This window comes from Bradyrhizobium sp. USDA 4503, from assembly GCF_054055815.1.
This window is the reverse complement of the sequence record NZ_JBSRXS010000001.1, coordinates 184306-200273: the sequence shown is the minus strand read 5'-3', so window position 1 is coordinate 200273 and position 15968 is coordinate 184306. Positions and strand designations below refer to the sequence as shown.

11 protein-coding genes are annotated in these 15968 nt (G+C 64.1%); 5 read left to right on the top strand and 6 right to left on the bottom strand.

Annotated features, from left to right (window positions below; genetic code table 11):
* The first annotated feature begins 127 nt into the window (after positions 1 to 127).
* The 3 genes from ACVMIH_RS00915 (at position 128) to ACVMIH_RS00905 (ending at position 2945) form a co-directional block, all read left to right on the top strand.
* Positions 128 to 562 carry a CBS domain-containing protein gene (locus ACVMIH_RS00915; protein WP_028331534.1) on the top strand — a complete coding sequence of 145 codons (435 nt, stop codon included), beginning with the start codon at positions 128 to 130 and terminating at the stop codon, positions 560 to 562.
* 246 nt (positions 563 to 808) lie between these two features.
* Positions 809 to 1804, top strand: a complete 996-nt coding sequence (locus ACVMIH_RS00910) for an NAD(P)H-dependent flavin oxidoreductase (protein WP_456827259.1) — start codon at positions 809 to 811, stop codon at positions 1802 to 1804.
* 172 nt (positions 1805 to 1976) lie between these two features.
* Positions 1977 to 2945 (top strand): zinc-binding dehydrogenase, encoded by a 969-nt coding sequence (locus ACVMIH_RS00905; protein WP_456860409.1) that lies wholly within the window; start codon positions 1977 to 1979, stop codon positions 2943 to 2945.
* Positions 2946 to 2991: 46 nt separating this feature from the next.
* Here the strand turns inward: ACVMIH_RS00905 and ACVMIH_RS00900 are convergent, their stop codons facing one another.
* The 4 genes from ACVMIH_RS00900 to ACVMIH_RS00885 all read right to left on the bottom strand — a co-directional run bounded on the left by ACVMIH_RS00900 (position 2992) and on the right by ACVMIH_RS00885 (position 7851).
* Positions 2992 to 3486, bottom strand: coding sequence for a septal ring lytic transglycosylase RlpA family protein (locus ACVMIH_RS00900; RefSeq protein WP_194295413.1), 495 nt, complete (start codon positions 3484 to 3486; stop codon positions 2992 to 2994).
* Between the two features lie 362 nt (positions 3487 to 3848).
* Positions 3849 to 5870, bottom strand: coding sequence for an alkyl/aryl-sulfatase (locus ACVMIH_RS00895; RefSeq protein WP_456860407.1), 2022 nt, complete (start codon positions 5868 to 5870; stop codon positions 3849 to 3851).
* A 425-nt stretch (positions 5871 to 6295) separates the two neighbouring features.
* Positions 6296 to 7162, bottom strand: a complete 867-nt coding sequence (locus tag ACVMIH_RS00890; RefSeq protein WP_076833340.1) for a DMT family transporter — start codon at positions 7160 to 7162, stop codon at positions 6296 to 6298.
* Positions 7163 to 7254: 92 nt separating this feature from the next.
* Positions 7255 to 7851, bottom strand: a complete 597-nt coding sequence (locus tag ACVMIH_RS00885) for a TetR/AcrR family transcriptional regulator (protein ID WP_456866352.1) — start codon at positions 7849 to 7851, stop codon at positions 7255 to 7257.
* Positions 7852 to 8407: 556 nt separating this feature from the next.
* On the opposite strand from ACVMIH_RS00885, the gene ACVMIH_RS00880 reads away from it, so the two are divergent.
* Positions 8408 to 9796 (top strand): cation diffusion facilitator family transporter, encoded by a 1389-nt coding sequence (locus tag ACVMIH_RS00880; RefSeq protein ID WP_456860405.1) that lies wholly within the window; start codon positions 8408 to 8410, stop codon positions 9794 to 9796.
* Positions 9797 to 9989: 193 nt separating this feature from the next.
* On the top strand, positions 9990 to 12311 hold the full coding sequence (locus ACVMIH_RS00875; protein WP_456860403.1) for an ATP-binding protein: 2322 nt from the start codon (positions 9990 to 9992) through the stop codon (positions 12309 to 12311).
* A 9-nt stretch (positions 12312 to 12320) separates the two neighbouring features.
* On the opposite strand, the gene mdoH is transcribed toward ACVMIH_RS00875, so the two are convergent.
* Together mdoH and ACVMIH_RS00865 are read right to left on the bottom strand one after the other, a co-directional pair.
* The gene (mdoH, locus tag ACVMIH_RS00870; protein WP_456860401.1) at positions 12321 to 14441 is read right to left on the bottom strand and encodes a glucans biosynthesis glucosyltransferase MdoH; all 2121 of its coding nucleotides are present in this window, start codon (positions 14439 to 14441) and stop codon (positions 12321 to 12323) included.
* On the bottom strand, positions 14429 to 15895 hold the full coding sequence (locus tag ACVMIH_RS00865) for a glucan biosynthesis protein G (protein WP_456860399.1): 1467 nt from the start codon (positions 15893 to 15895) through the stop codon (positions 14429 to 14431). Before ACVMIH_RS00865 ends, mdoH begins: the two co-directional genes overlap by 13 nt.
* Between the last annotated feature and the right edge of the window lie 73 nt (positions 15896 to 15968).

The following is a 15968-nucleotide window of genomic DNA, read 5'->3' as shown; positions in this document are numbered from 1 at the left end:
ATTGTCGGAAATGTCAGCAAACCTGCCTATTTAAGCATTTTGCTGATGGTAGATTTCTGTGACAGCCACGTTGACAATTGGCATTTTGTATACCAGACTCCAGTCAACGATAACCCAGGAGGTTGCCATGCAAGTCGGAGATATCCTGCGCAAGAAGACCCCCCGCGTCGCCACGGTGCGCATGAACGAGACGGTGGCGATCGCCGCGCAACTGATGCGCGCCAGCAATATCAGCGCGCTCGTGGTCAAGGATGTCGTTCGCACCGAGGGTAACACCGCCGTCGGCATGTTCACCGAGCGCGACGTGGTGCGCGCGATCGCCGAGCACGGTGCGGCGGGCGCAAGCATGAAGGTGTCGCAGTTCGTGTCGGTGCAGCAGCTGGTGTCGTGCACATCGAGCGACACGCTCGAGCACATCCGTCATCTCATGACCAAGCACCACATTCGCCACGTGCCCGTCATCGACAATTACAGCCTGATCGGCGTCGTCAGCATGCGCGACATCGCCGCCGCATTCGACGAGGAGACCGCCGCGTCGAAGAAGGACGCCGTGCCGGCGTAACAAGCGCCTGCTTTGCCTTGCTCTCAGCCAGGCGCTGCGTGTTCGATCACCAGCGCCTGAACAGATGACGAAAGATTTCCGTCCCGCCCTCGCCCGACCGCCGCGGCCTGTCATTTCCGCATGGGCGCGCCGCAGGTCGCCGGTAGACAATTGCCGGACAGGACTGCATCCTTCCCCTCGACATCCATAACAACACCGTGCGCCGCCGTCCGCGACACGGAAAATCCTGATGGAAACGAGGGCAGAATGATCAAGACACGTTTCACCGAAATGTTCGGCGTCGACCACCCGATCGTGCAGGGCGGCATGCAATGGGTCGGGCGCGCCGAGCTGGTTGCCGCCGTCGCCAATGCCGGCGCGCTCGGCATGATCACCGCGCTGACGCAGCCGACGCCGGACGATCTGCGCAAGGAAATCGCGCGCTGCCGCGAGCTGACCGACAAGCCGTTCGGCGTCAACCTGACCATCCTGCCCGCGATCAAGCCGCCGCCCTATGCCGAGTATCGCCAGGCCATCATCGAGAGCGGCATCAAGATCGTCGAGACCGCCGGCAACAAGCCGCAGGAACATGTCGACGAGTTCAAGAAGCACGGCATCAAGGTGCTGCACAAATGCACCAGCGTGCGCCACGCGCTGTCCGCCGAGCGGATGGGCGCCGACGCGATCTCGATCGACGGCTTTGAATGCGCCGGCCATCCCGGCGAGGACGACACCCCCGGCCTGATCCTGATCCCCGCCGCCGCCGACAAGGTGAAGATCCCGATGATCGCTTCCGGCGGCTTCGGCGATGCGCGCGGCCTGGTCGCAGCGCTCGCGCTCGGCGCCGAAGGCATCAACATGGGCACGCGCTTCATGTGCACCAAAGAGAGCCCGATCCATCAGCTGGTGAAGGAACGCATCGTCGCCAATGACGAGCGCGAGACCGAGCTGATCTTCCGCACCATGCGCAACACCTCGCGCGTCGCCAAGAACGCGATCTCGACCAAGGTCGTGCAGATGGAGAAGGAAGGCGCCAAGTTCGAGGATGTGCGCGAGCTGGTCGCCGGCGCCCGCGGCAAGATGGTCTACGCGTCGGGCGATGCCGACGAAGGCATCTGGTCGGCCGGCCAGGTGCAGGGCCTGATCCACGACATTCCGTCCTGCGCCGAGCTGGTGTCGCGCATCGTCCACGAAGCGGAAGCCATCATCAGCGAACGGCTGGAAGCGATGATGTCTGGCGGCAAGCGCCAAGCCGCGGAATAGGCCGGAGCGGAGCACGAGTGTTATCCGTCACCCTGAGGAGCGCGAAGCGTGTCTCGAAGGGTCAACGGCCACCAGCCGGGCCGTCCATCCTTCGAGGGCCGCTGAAAAAGCGGCCACCTCAGGATGACGGAATTCAAGTCATCTCGCGTTAGACACAAACGAGAAGAAGCCCATGAAAGCCTATGTCTACGGCCCTAACGGCCCTGAAATCACCGACGTTGCGAAGCCCGTGCCGAAGGGCACCCAGGTGCTGGTCAAGGTTCATGCCTGCGGGCTGAACCGCGCCGATCTCGGCATGACCAAGGGCCATGTCCACGGCGCGGCCGGCGGCGTCGGCACCGTGCTCGGCATGGAATGGGCCGGCGAGGTCGCCGAGCTCGGCCCCGATGCCAAAGGCGTCAAGGTCGGCGACAAGATCATGGGCTCCGGCGGCGCGGCATTCGCAGAATACACGCTGGCCGATCACGGCCGACTGTTCCGCGCGCCCTCCAACATGAACTTCGACGAGGCCGCAACCCTGCCCGTCGCGCTCGCCACCATGCACAACGCCGTCGTCACCAACGGCGCGCTGCAGCCGGGCCAGAGCGTGCTGATCCAGGGCGCAAGCTCCGGCGTCGGGCTGATGGCGATGCAGATCGCCAAGCTGAAGGGCGCCAAGCTCGTGGTGGGCTCATCGACCGACGCGATGCGTCGCGGCCGACTGAAGGAGTTCGGCGCCGATCTCGCGGTGGACTCGAAGGATCCCGGCTGGGTCGATCAGGTGCTGAAGGCGACATCAGGCGAAGGCGTCGACCTGATCGTCGACCAGGTTTCCGGACCGGTCGCGAACCAGAACCTCAAGGCGACCAAGGTCAAGGGCCGCATCGTCAATGTCGGCCGGCTTGGCGGCACCCACGGCGACTTCAACTTCGACCTGCACGCGGCGCGCCGCATCCAGTATATCGGCGTCACCTTCCGCACCCGCTCGATCGAGGAAATCCGCGCGATCTTCGACGAGGTGCGCAAGGACATCTGGCCCGCGGTCGAGGCACGCAAGCTGCAGTTGCCGATCGACCAGGTCTACAAATTCGCCGACATCGGCAAGGCGTTCGAACACATGGAAGCCAACAAGCACCTCGGCAAGATCGTGGTGACGCTGTAGCAGCAGCCTCCGGCGATTGTCATCGTCACCGCGAGCAAAGGGCGGATCAGCCAACGGGCCCGGGAATCCAATAGTCCCCCGCAAGCGGGCTGACCTTGACGCCACTGATGACTCCGAGCTCCAGGCTTGGATCGAAATAGCGCATCGTCCGCTCATTGAGGTCAATGATGCGGCCAGGCTTGAGTGGCCCCACGTCATTTATCTTCACGATGACCTTCTTGCCGACGGCCTCGACGAGGGCATATTTCGGCCTCGCGCCAAATTGGACCCCACCAAACTTCCGGCGCAGACTCGTCTTGATGGCAGCCGCCCAGACCGAGTGATCATAGCGCTCGCCGGAGGCTGTGCTCGGACCGCCCTCCTCCTTGCCGGGCTTGAACGGATTGTACATGGATGCCGCGCCAACGATTGCATCCCCACACGCGGCATTGACGACGGCGCTTGAATGAACCGCAGCGATTTCACTTCGAGCAGCGGTGCCAGAAAAGGCGAGCGCAACCAGGGCGCCGCAAATCGCGGCGCTCGAGCCGAACAGCATCATAACTCCTTGATTGATTTTCTTCGATCGTCCGGTTCCCGATGCCGCAAAACATGGTCAAGCGAACGCGGAGGCGTTAGCGCGTGCCAATTCCTTGCGGATTCGTGCCAGTTCCGGCGGTGGAACCATCGTGAAGACCTGGGCGGCCCTCACACCGTGTTTTTCAGTTTCTCGCTCGACTAAAACAGAGATTGCGTCAGCAAAATGACTGAATGGAGCTGTCTTCGACAGCGCGTGAGGAGTGTATCGTCACCTTCCGCACCCGCTCGATCGCGGAAATCCGCGCGATCTTCGGCGAAGGTGCGCATAGCGAAGCGGCGCGAAGCAAGTGCTCCGCGCCGCTTGACCGTATGATTATCGTATGATTATCGCGACGTTCCCCCTCGCCCCGTCGTGGCGGATTGAGCCGTCTGGTTCGGCGTCACGATATTGAACCAGAAGTCGAACGTGTCGAGATACGACACGAGATCGCGCAGCCTGGTCTGGTCTCCGCTGACCTTCACCGCGCCGGCCGAGATGGCATCATCAAACCTGGTTTGCTGCAGGATGATGCTGTTCAGCGTATCCCGCGACAACGCGACCGTCGCATCGGCATTGTTGGACTTCATGTTCGCCGTGTGGTTCAGCACTCCGTTCTTCAGTTCGACGAAGTAGTTGCCGTCCTTGCCGAACTCGAAGTTGAGCTTCGCATGCGCGTTGCCGGCCTTCTCCGCGTTGAGGCGAACCCCGAGATAGTCGAAGAACAAATCTGCGGACATCGCGCGCACCGTATCGGGGCTCGCGGTGTTCGGCGTCGGCAGCTTGGCGACACCGTTGCGCAGCTCCTGGGCGCCGGTCAGGTAGAAGTTGCGCCACGGTCCGGACTCGGCCTGATAGCCGAGCTGCTCGAGCGCGTCGGCTTCGAGATTCTTGGCGGCCTGATTGTCGGGATCGGCGAACACGACGTGGTGGACGGCTTGAGCCACCCAGCGATATTCGCCCTTGTCGTAGGAAGCCTTGGCCTTCTTCAGAACCTCGTCGCTGCCGCCCATGAACTCGACGTACTTCTTGCTCGCCTCGACCGGCGGCAGTTCGTGCAGGGTGGCCGGGTTGCCGTCGAACCAGCCAAGATAAAGAACATAGGTGGCGGCCACGTCATGATAGATCGAGCCGTAGTAACCACGGTTTGCCCAGACGTTGGCGAGGCTGTCAGGCATTTTGAATCCGTCGGCGATCTCGCGCATCGTCATGCCGTGGTTGACCATGCGCAAGGTCTGGTCGTTGATGAAGCGGTAAAGGTCGCGCTGGCTCTCCAGAAGTGAGACCACCTTGTCATTGCCCCATGTCGGCCAGTGATGCTGCGCAAACACCACGTCGACCTTGTCGCCCCACATCACCAGCGCCTGGTTGAGGTACTTCGACCAGGGGAGCGGCTCGCGAATTTTGGCGCCGCGAAGCGAATATGTATTGTGCAGCGTGTGGGTCGCGTCCTCGGCGGATTCCATCGCCTTCTTTTCCTCGATGAACCACATCATCTCCGACGGCGCTTCCGAACCGGGCGCCATCAGAAATTCGTAGGTCAAGCCGTCGATCTTCTCTTTCTGTCCGGTTTCCTTGATGATGTTGGTCGGCGCGATGAGCGTGACCGTGCCTGCCGAGGTCGTGGTGCCGAGACCCGCGCCGACCTGACCTTTCGGATCCGCCTTGAGCAGGTTGCCGTACATGTAGCTGGCGCGCCGGCTCATCGCGGTGCCAGCCATGACGTTCTCGGCGACCGCAGCCTCCAGGAATCCATCCGGCGCGTAGATCTTGACCTTGCCGGACTGGACGTCGTCCTCGCTGGTGACGCCCCGCACACCACCATAGTGATCGACGTGGCTGTGGGTGTAGATCACGGCCTTGACGGGTTTGTTTCCGCGCTTCGAGCGGTACAGGTCGAGCGCCACCTTTGCCGTCTCTGCCGACACGAGCGGATCGACGATTGTAATGCCCTCGCTGCCCTCGATGATCGTCATGTTCGACAGGTCCTGATTGCGGACCTGATAGATGCCGTCGGTCACCTCGAACAAGCCGGAGATGTTGATCAGCCGGGATTGTCGCCACAGGCTTGGGTTGACCGTATCGGGGGCCGTCGCGTCGCTGATGAAGCCGTACTGCTGCGGGTTCCAGATCGCGTTGCCCGTGCTTCCCTTAATTGCCTCGGAAGGCAGCGCGGCCATGAAGCCTTTGTTCGCGGCGTCGAAATCGGAGGTGTCGTTAAACGGCAGCTGTTTCAGCAAGACCGAATTTGCCTGCTTGGTCGCATCGGCCGCGCCATTGCGCAAATCTTGAGTCTGTGCCGCAGCCGTACCGATCAGCCCCGCGCTGACAAGCCCGAGGATTGACGCCTTCGCGAAAACGCTCCTCATGTGGCCTCTTCCTTCTGCATTGGATATTGGTCCACTCCCTGAGCACCGAGAGCATCGCCGCCAAACACGCCCAGAGGGCAATCGTTCCACCCGAAGTTGCGACGTCGAAACATGTCCGGCAGCATCCGTCCGCATGGCTGCGCGCTCTGGCACAAGCTGCACACCAACGCTGCGGGCTGAGCGGTCAAAAAAGATGTCTGGCGCGCGAAATCACGCTCCGAGTAGCCCTGCATGCCGCGATGGCCGGCTCTGAGGCGAGGCGCCGCGCACCGGCCATGCCGAGAGAGCGCTGTTTTGCCGCACACGCTCGCGTCCTGGCGGCGGCGAACCGTTCGCATTTTACGCAAACGGACGACCGACCGAAGGGGGTTCCCTGTTGCGGAAGCGAAGCATCGGCTACGGCCGAAATGCCGTCCCTGCGAGCGCTACGACTGGTCCGACTTCGCACCCGGTCTGACCTGTGTGATGGCGACGCCGGAGATCGCGAGCAGTCCGCCGACAACCAGTTTCGGCGTCACCTGGTCGCCAAGGAACAGCACGCTCGAGATCAAAGCGAACACCGGAAGCAGCAGACCGAAGGGCGCGACACGGGCCATGGAGCAGCGGGCGATCAGCCAGAACCACAGGCCGAACCCGACAATGCCGCCGATGAAGACGGTGTAGGCGAGCGCCAGCCAGCCCCGTTGATCCGCAGTGCCAAGGCTCGCCAGCTGTCCGTATTCCAGCAACAGCGACATCAACATCACCTGCGGCACCGTGAGCAGCGACGACCACCCCATCAGCATCAGGGGATCAAACGGGCCGTAGCGTTTCGTCAGGACGGTGGACACCGCGAATGCGAACGCCGCGGCAACCACGAGCAGCAGCGGCAGCACGTTTGCCGACAGCCCCGGCCCCGCCGCCAGCACCACCACGCCGACGAACGCCAGCACCACGCCAGCGGATGTGACGAGCGACGGCCGCTCCGCGAGCAGCGGCCAGGCGAGCAGCACGGTGAACGGCGGGGCGAGTTGATAGGCGACCGCCGACATGCTCCCCGAGCCGAGCCCAAGGCCGACATAGAACAGTCCGAAGTTCAGTCCGCCGAGGAAAACCGAAATAGCTGAGACAGGGCCGAGTTGTTGGCGTGTCGGCCTTCTGACGAACGGAACAAGCAGCAGCGCGATGGCCAGGAAACGCAGTCCGAGGAAGAACAGCGGCGGAAACTCGGTGACGCCGACCTTGATGACCACGAACTGATAACCCCAGAGCAAGGGAACGGCCACCGCGCAAATGATCTGGATGGCAGACATCGCATCCTTCCTTTCGAGACCGATCGGTCCATATATGGGCGTACCGATCGCGCAGACGTCCAGAGGACATCAAGGGTCATTCCAACAGTTGCTTATTTGATGAAGCGATCGAGCAGCGCGTCAGCGGTGGCCTGCGACGTGGTACGTGCCGGAGCCGTCTTTGCGACCACGCGCAGCCCCCAAAGGAAACAGATCAGGATTCGGGCGGCACTCGAAGGCTCGACGCCATCGGCCAATCTGCCCGCGGTCTCCGCACGGGAAAATGCGTCCGCCACCCTGGTCTCCATGGTTTTGAAGAAGCTCGCGAAGCGACGACCAACCTCGGCATCCTGGCCAGCCAGCTCCATCGCCGTCGCCACCAACAGGCAGCCACGCCGGCCATTGGCACCGCACGTGCGCTCAACGTAACCGGCAAGGTAGGCCCGCAGGCCATCGACCGGATCTCTGCGGGGATCGAGTTCGTCATCCATCCGGGTCAGGGCATCGGCAATGTAGCGATCGAGTGCGCGCAGGAACAGCGAGTGCTTGTCGCCGAAAGCGGCATAAAGGCTGCCGCGCGAGAGTTTTGTCGCACTCAGCAGGTCCGGGAGTGCCGTGGCGTGATAGCCGCGCGACCAGAACACATTCATCGCGCGTTCGATGGCGGCGTCCACGTCGAAACTTCGCGGGCGGCCACGGGGCGCCTGCATGGTGGTTTGGCGGCTCATTGCCGATATATAGACCAATCGGTCCTTAAATGGCAAGGGCCGCTTTGGATCATTAGCTCGTAGGATGGGTAGAGCGCAGCGAAACCCATCGATTGCATCCGCACGCCGAGATGATGGGTTTCGCTGCGCTCTACCCATCCTACGTTACGCGTCGAGATGGCGGCATGAGTTACCCATTCGACACGACGGGCGGTGCAGCGCGCACCCGGCATTCCCTGCGCCCTCTTGTGTCGTGGCGAAACGATTTTGCAAAGCTCGGGCGAAACGCGCCGCGAGAACGCAGATGTTCGGTTGACACGTCGCGCAACACATCCAGCGTCGTCCTGGCGGAAGCCAGGACCCATTACCCCGAATGCGAGTCATGACGCGATGCGGTTGCCACAGCTCACTTCAACCACACAACCCTGTGGTTGTGGATTCTGGCTTCCCGCCGGGACGACCGCGTGATTTTGGCAAAATCCTGCAATTGCAACTGAGTGGCGATTGCGTTTCATCAACGACACTTGATGTTCACCAACTCCCTGCTAAACCGCCGCCCATGAGCTCTTCCAGCACCAGCGCACCCTCCACCAAGACATCGGTCGCCGCGATCTCGATCCTCGCCAGCGGCAGCATGGCGGTGGCGAAGTTCGTGGTCGGCATCGCGATCGGATCGCTGGCGCTGATCTCGGAGGCGCTGCACTCGTCGATCGACCTGGTCGCCACCATCATCACCTGGGCGGTGGTGCGGGTGTCGGACCAGCCGGCCGACGCCGAGCATCATTACGGACACGGCAAGTTCGAGAGCGTCTCGGCGCTCGGCATCATCGCCCTGCTCTATGTGCTGGCCGGCGGCATCCTGGTGCAGGCCTACAGCCATCTGCGCGAGGGCGCGCCGCCGCCGTCGATCTCGGCCATTCCCTTTGTCGTTCTGGTCATCGATATCGGCGTCAATCTGTGGCGGGCCCGCGCGCTGCACCGCGCCGCGCGCGACACCAAGAGCCAGGCGCTGGCCGCCGATGCGCTGCATTTCGCCTCCGACGTGATGGGCTCGACCGCCGTCATCGTCGGCCTGGTGCTCGCCGGCTTCGGCTTCTGGTGGGGCGATGCCGCAGCGGCGATCGCGGTCGCGGTGATGATCGCCCTGCTCGGCCTGCGCATGGCGCGGGAGACGGTCGAGACCCTGCTCGACCGCGCGCCCGAAGGCGCGCTGGAGAAGGCCACCGCCGCCATCAAGGCCGTGCCGGGGGTGGTCGATGTCGACCGGTTGCGCGTCCGCATGGTCGGCGCGACGCATTTCATCGATGCCATCGCCAAGGTGCCGCGCACCTACCCGATCGACCGCGTCGAGGACATCAAGCGCCGGGCGCAGGCGGCGGTGACCAAGACGTTCGGCGACGCCGACCTTACCTTCACCGCGGTGCCGGTGGCGCGCGACAATGAGAGCGTGCGCGAGCGCATCATGGTGATCGCGCGCAATTCCGGCCTCGCCATCCACCACGTCACGGTGCACGACATCGGCGGCAAGCTGATCGTTGGCATCGACCTCGAGGTCGACAGCGACATGGCGCTGGACGCAGCGCACGACATCGCCCACGGGCTCGAGCGCGCGATCCGCGAGGATTTCGGCGAGGACGTCGAGGTCGACACCCATATCGAGCCGCTCGAGCCGGAACTGCCGTGGGGAACCGACGCCGCGCCGGACCGCGTCGAAGCCATCAAGGCGGCGCTGACCGGCTTTGCCGATGGCGACGCGATCCATGACATCCACAATGTGCGGGTCCGCAACACCGACGCCGGCGAGGTCGTCAACTTCCATTGCCGCGCGCGGCCTTCGATGAGTGTGATCAAGGTGCACGAAAGCGTCGACGAGATCGAACGCAAACTGCGTCGTGCGTTCCCCACCGTGAAGCGTGTGATCAGTCACGCAGAGCCGACGCGCGCGTAATTCTACGGAACCGTTCCCGTTTCGGACTCGCTTTGCACCGCATGATTCTTCCCGGGACAAGAATTTTTTCGCATTAACGAATCGTTGACTCTCGACAGTCCCGGAAATCTGGATTCAAATGATCATGATTCGGATGCATCGTGGGGAGCATCCGAACCGGGTAAAAAATCAGCTTAGAGCGGGGGTCTCAGGCATGGCGCGCGCGCATGCAGCGAACGCGTGCGTCCAATCCGATTCGATCAAGGGATTGGCGCAGTCGATCGCGAAACCGGCCTATCACAGGCTCCTGACGGCCGAGCCTGCACTGCGCCGCGCTGTCCCTACGCTCATCATCGCCTTCCTCATCACGATCTGCCTCGGCGCCTTCGTCCAGGTGATCGACCAGAACCGGCAGAAGCGCGGCGCGATGAAGCGCGACCTTGCTGCACTGTCCGACATCCTCGCCGAACGTCTCGATCGCCTGACCTCGGTGCGGCGCGACCGGCTCGCCAGCATCGAGCGGATGCAGGAACTGCTGCCGGACCTGATCCCGTCCTGGGGCATCGCCTATGGCCGCCACGTCATCATCACCGGCGCCGATCACCGCGTGCTGGCGCGCGTGCCGGTCGACGGCGCCGGCGAGAACGACCGCATCCTCGACATCGTCTCCACCGCGCAACTGCTCGTCGCGCCCGGCCAGCAGGGCACGGTCAGCGACATGACGCTGCCCGGCGGCACCGGCGCGCTGGCGATCTCGCAGCTCGTCAAGTCGCTGCCCGGCCAGGTCGTCGTCATCCAGGAGATGAACGAGCCGATCTGGGGATCGGACGCGGCACTCTCGGTGACGCTGTCGGCGACCACGAGCTTCGTCGTGCTGATCCTCGGCTTCGCATTCCACTGGCAATCGACCCGCGCCCGCGAGGGCGACCTGATCAACGACGCCGTGCGCGGCCGGATCGACACCGCGCTCAACCGCGGCCGCTGCGGATTGTGGGACTGGGACCTGTCGCGCGGCCGGATCTTCTGGTCGCAGTCGATGTTCACCCTGCTCGGCCTCGACACCCGCAACGACCTCCTCACCTTCGGCGAGGTCAACGCGCTGGTGAATTCCGACGACATCAACCTGTTCGACATCGCCGACCAGCTGATCTCGGGCAAGATCGATCACATCGACCAGAGCTTCCGCATGCGCCATGTCGGCGGCCACTGGATCTGGCTGCGGGTGCGCTGCGAGCTCAGCCACGCCGCCGCCGACGGCGGCCTGCACCTGATCGGCATCGCGGTCGACATCACCGAGCAGAAAAGTCTCGCCGAGAAGTCGGTGGAAGCCGATCTCAGGCTGCGCGACGCGATCGAGACCATTCCCGAGGCTTTCGTGCTCTGGGATGCCGACGATCGTCTCGTGCTCTGCAACTCGCACTTCCAACGGCTGCACAAGCTGCCCGATTCCGCCGTCAGCCCCGGCACCTCCTACGAGACCGTGATCGAGGTCGGCAGCATGCCGGAAGTGCGCACCCGCCTGCACGAGAGCGGCGTGCCGGCGCCCGGCGCCCGCACCTTCGAGGCCCAGCTCGACGACGGCAGCTGGCTGCACATCAGCGAGCGCCGCACCAAGGACGGCGGCTACGTCTCGGTCGGCACCGACATCACCCGCATCAAGGCGCACGAGCAGAAGCTGGTCGACAACGACCTGCGCCTGCGCGCCACGGTGATCGACCTGCAGCGCTCGCAATCCGAACTGGAGCGGCAGGCCGTCGAGCTTGCCGACCTCGCCGAAAAATATTCGCAGGAGAAGACTCGCGCCGAGGACGCCAACGCCGCGAAGTCGAAATTCCTCGCCAATATGAGCCATGAGCTGCGCACCCCGCTCAACGCCATCATCGGCTTCTCCGAGATCATGGGCAGCGGCCTGTTCGGCACGCTCGGCTCGGACAAATACGCGGAGTACTGCCACGACATCCTGACGTCGGGGAAATACCTGCTCGAGGTCATCAACGACATCCTCGACATGTCGAAGATCGAGGCCGGCCGCATGAAGTTCGACATGGAGCCGCTCGATCTCTCCGGCATCCTCGCGGAGTCGCTGCGCGTGGTCTCCGGCCGCGCCGAGCACAAGGGACTGTCGCTGGAGTCGGATATCGAAAGCACGATCTCGGTCGTCGCCGACCGCCGCGCGGTCAAGCAGATCATCGTCAACCTGCTCTCCAATGCAGTGAAATTCACGCCCGACCACGGCCGCGTGCTGGTGCGCGGCCAGATGCTGGATGACTCGATCGTGCTCCTGATCGCCGACAGCGGCATCGGCATCGCGCCGGAATCGCTGCGCCGGCTCGGCAAGCCGTTCGAGCAGGTCGAGAGCCAGCTCACCAAGAGCTACCAGGGCTCCGGTCTCGGACTTGCGATCGCGCGCTCGCTCACCAATCTGCACGGCGGCTCGATGCGGCTGCGCTCCAAGCTCGGCGTCGGCACCGTCGTCCGCGTCACGCTGCCGCGCGATCCGCGGTCCCTGCAGACGAAGCTGCCGGAAGCGGCCTGACGCCCCCCACTACTTCGCAAGCACCCCTTCCAGCAGCGCGGAATCACCGAGCACGGCCAACGTCTCGCGAGGCGTGAGATGGCGGACCGCCTGGTCGAAGCTGTCGCTTGCCTCGATCCGCGCACGCGCCACCGCGAGATGAAGATCGATCTCGCCCGGACCGCCGCGCCGCGCCGGCGGCAGCGACGAGAGATGGCGCTGCAACAGCCCGGAATCCTGCCGCAACGTCGCGAGCGCAGGGGCCGATGCGTGTGCCGGCGACGCCGCCAGCTCATTGGCGCGGACCAGCACGCGTGGCGGCTTAGCTTCCTCCGGCGTCACGAACAGCGCGTGCATCGCCGGCCGGGCGGTCCAGGCGCCGATCGGAATCGCAAACAGCAGGCCAACGATCACCGGCGACATCCACAGCAACAGCGGCAGCGACACCGCCCAGGCGCTTATCGCCATCGCGACACCGCAGGCGGTGGGAACGCCATACTTCCGATACAACTCCCGCCGCTCGACCGCGCCGTCGTCGCGCCGCTGCGTCTGCCAGCCGGCGTCCCGGCCGAGCAGGATCTCGACGACGGCGATCGACTGGAACACCATCATGACCGGCGCGATCATCGCCGAGATCAGCACCTCGACGAGCACGCCCGTCAGCGCCCGGAACCCGCCGCCGAATTGCCGGCGCGTATCCGAGCGCGTCAGCAACAGGATGAAGCCGAGCAGCTTCGGCACGATCAGCAGCGCCATGGTGAGGCCAAATACCCAGGCGGCGAGCACCGGGTCCTGCGCCGGCCAGTTCGGGAACAGCGAAAAACCCTTCGGAAAATATTCGGGCCGAATGAAGCGCGCCTGCAACGAGATCAGGATTCCGAGCAGCAAGAACGACAGCCAGAGTGGCGCGGTGATGTAGGAGCCGATCCCGGTCATGAAATGCAGCCGCGAGATCCAATGCAACCGGCGCGTCCTCAGCACGGCGAGATGCTGCAGATTGCCCTGGCACCAGCGGCGGTCGCGCGCGGCAAAATCCAATAGCGACGGCGGCACCTCCTCAAAACTGCCGCCGAGCATCGGGGCCATGTAGATGCCCCAGCCGGCGCGCCGCATCAGCGCCGCCTCGACGAAGTCGTGGCTCAGGATATGTCCGCCGAACGGCTTGCGTCCGGAGAGCTCGGGCAGCCCCGCCTGCTCCGCAAATGCCTCGATCCTGATGATGGCATTGTGCCCCCAGTAATTGCCCTCGGAGCCGTGCCACCACGCGACACCGGCCGCGACCATCGGCCCGTAGAGCCGGCCGGCAAACTGCTGCAGGCGGCTGAACAGGCTGCGCGCATTGACGATGACCGGCAGCGTCTGCAGCAGCGCCGCCTGCGGATTGGTCTCCATGGCGTGCGCCATCCGCACCATGGTGTCGCCCGACATCAGGCTGTCGGCGTCGAGCACGATCATGAACCGATAGGCGCCGCCGAACCGCGTGATCCACTCGCCGACATTGCCGGACTTCCGCGCCGTATTGTCGGCGCGATGCCGGTAGAACAGCCGTTGCGCGCCGCAGGCCTCGCACAATTCGAGAAACGCCCTCTCCTCGGCGATCCAGATATCGGGATCGCGGGTGTCGCTGAGCACGAACCAGTCGAAGCTGTCGCCCTGCCCGGTCGCCTCGACGGACTCGTAGATGGCGCGCAGGCGCGCCATCAATTGATGCGGATTCTCGTTGTAGGTCGGGAGCAGGACCGCGGTCCGGCTCGCGAGCTGCGGCAAGGGACCGTCGTCGCGGATCGGCAAGGCGTTGCCGTTGCGGCGAAGCAGAGCGAAGAAGCCGGCGAGCGCCGAAGCGAACGAAAACGCGATCCAGGCGAGCAGCGCGACGAACAGCACCAGCACCATGCCTTCCATGATCGTCACGCCGCCGACCTGGACCACCATGTACATCTCGTAGGCGCCGGCACCGGTCAGCGCCGCCGTCAGCATCAGGACGAACGCGCGGCGCATCAACATGCCCGCGCCGACCGACACCGGCGTGCTCACCGCATGCGGCGGCCGGCCGAGATCGGCCGCCGACATCGCAAGCGGGCTCTCTTGTGGCAGGAAGCCGTCGGCCTCCGCGGCGACGTCGGACTGAGGCGACGTGACTATGGCGCCCATCGATAGACCCAGATCTCGGAGAGCGGCTTGTCATCCTGCGCCAGATGCGCACGCAGCTCGACCGGGTCCTTCTTGACGGCGCATTGGAAGCTGAGCCGCCATCCGCCGGTATTCGGATTTGGCTGCGTGACGACATTCGTGATCTCGGACTTCTCGGCCGTCACGACGCCCTTGACGCTGCCGGGATCGATCCCCTTCAGATTGCCCCCGAACAGGTCGAGCACGAACAGCTTGCTGTTCTCGCCATGCGCGCCGATGCCGCTGCGCGTGAAGCGCGCGAGCGAATGCGGCTTCGGCGCGTCCGGCCCCCAATGCAGGCGATAGGTGAAATTGGTCTCGCTCTTGGCCTTGAGCGGCGCCTTGGGCCGCCAGAACGCGGCGATGTTGTCGTGGATCTCTTCCTTGGTCGGGATCTCGAACAGGATGACCGCGCCCTCGCCCCAGTCGCCGATCGGCTCGACCCACAAGCTCGGACGCTTCTCGAAGCGCGATTCGATGTCCTGATAGGCGAAGAAATTCTTCTCGCGCTGCATCAGCCCGAAGCCATGCGGATTGACGTCCTGGAACGTGCTGATCTGGAGGTCGCGCGGATTGCTCAGCGGGCGCCACAGGCTCTCGCCCTTGCCGTTGTAGATCGCAAGCCCGTCCGAATCGTGCACCGACGGCCTGAAGTCGTCGACCTCGTTGCGATCGTTGGGCCCGAAGAAGAACATGCTCGTCATCGGCGCAAGGCCCGCGTGCTCGAGATCGGCACGCGGATAGAGCGATGCCTCGACATCGAACACCGTGGTCGCTCCAGGCCTGATCGTGAAGCGGTAGCTTGCCGCGCAGCTCTTGCTGTCGAGCAAGGCGTGAATGACCAGCGAGGTCGCGTTGGGCACGGGACGCTCGAGCCAGAACGCCTTGAAGAACGGAAACTCCTCGCCCTTGGCCTCGCCTGTATCGATCGACAGGCCGCGCGCCGACAGGCCGTAGGTCTCGTCCTTCGCGACGGCGCGGAAATAGCTCGCGCCGAGGAAGACGCAGACCTCGTCATAGTAGTCCGGCTTGTTGATCGGCGCGTGGATGCGAAATCCGGCAAAGCCGAGATCGGTCTCGGTGAAGTCAGGTACGGTCTCGCCGAACGTGAACATGTCCTTGCTGTACTTGACTTCGCTGACCTTGCCGTCGGCGACCTCGAAGATCTTGACCTTGTTCTTGTAGAAGAAGCCGCGGTGGAAGAACTGCGCCTCGAACGGCAGCTTCGCGCCGCGCCACAGCGCGCGCTCGGGCGTGAAGCGGATCGAGCGGTACTGGTCGTAGTTCAGGTCCGTCAGGCCGTTCGGCAACTTCTCGTCCGGCGCCTCGAACGACTTGCCGGCGAGATTGCGCGCAAGCTCCCTGACCATGCCTGGGTTGAAGGGTGCGTCCGTCGCGCTCGCTGCGGCGGCGGCCTGGCGCTGTGGCAAGAACATGAGTGTCGGCAATACGGCCGATCCGTGGAGTAACTGGCGACGATTCAAAGCAGCTCCTGCTCGCTGACCGGGA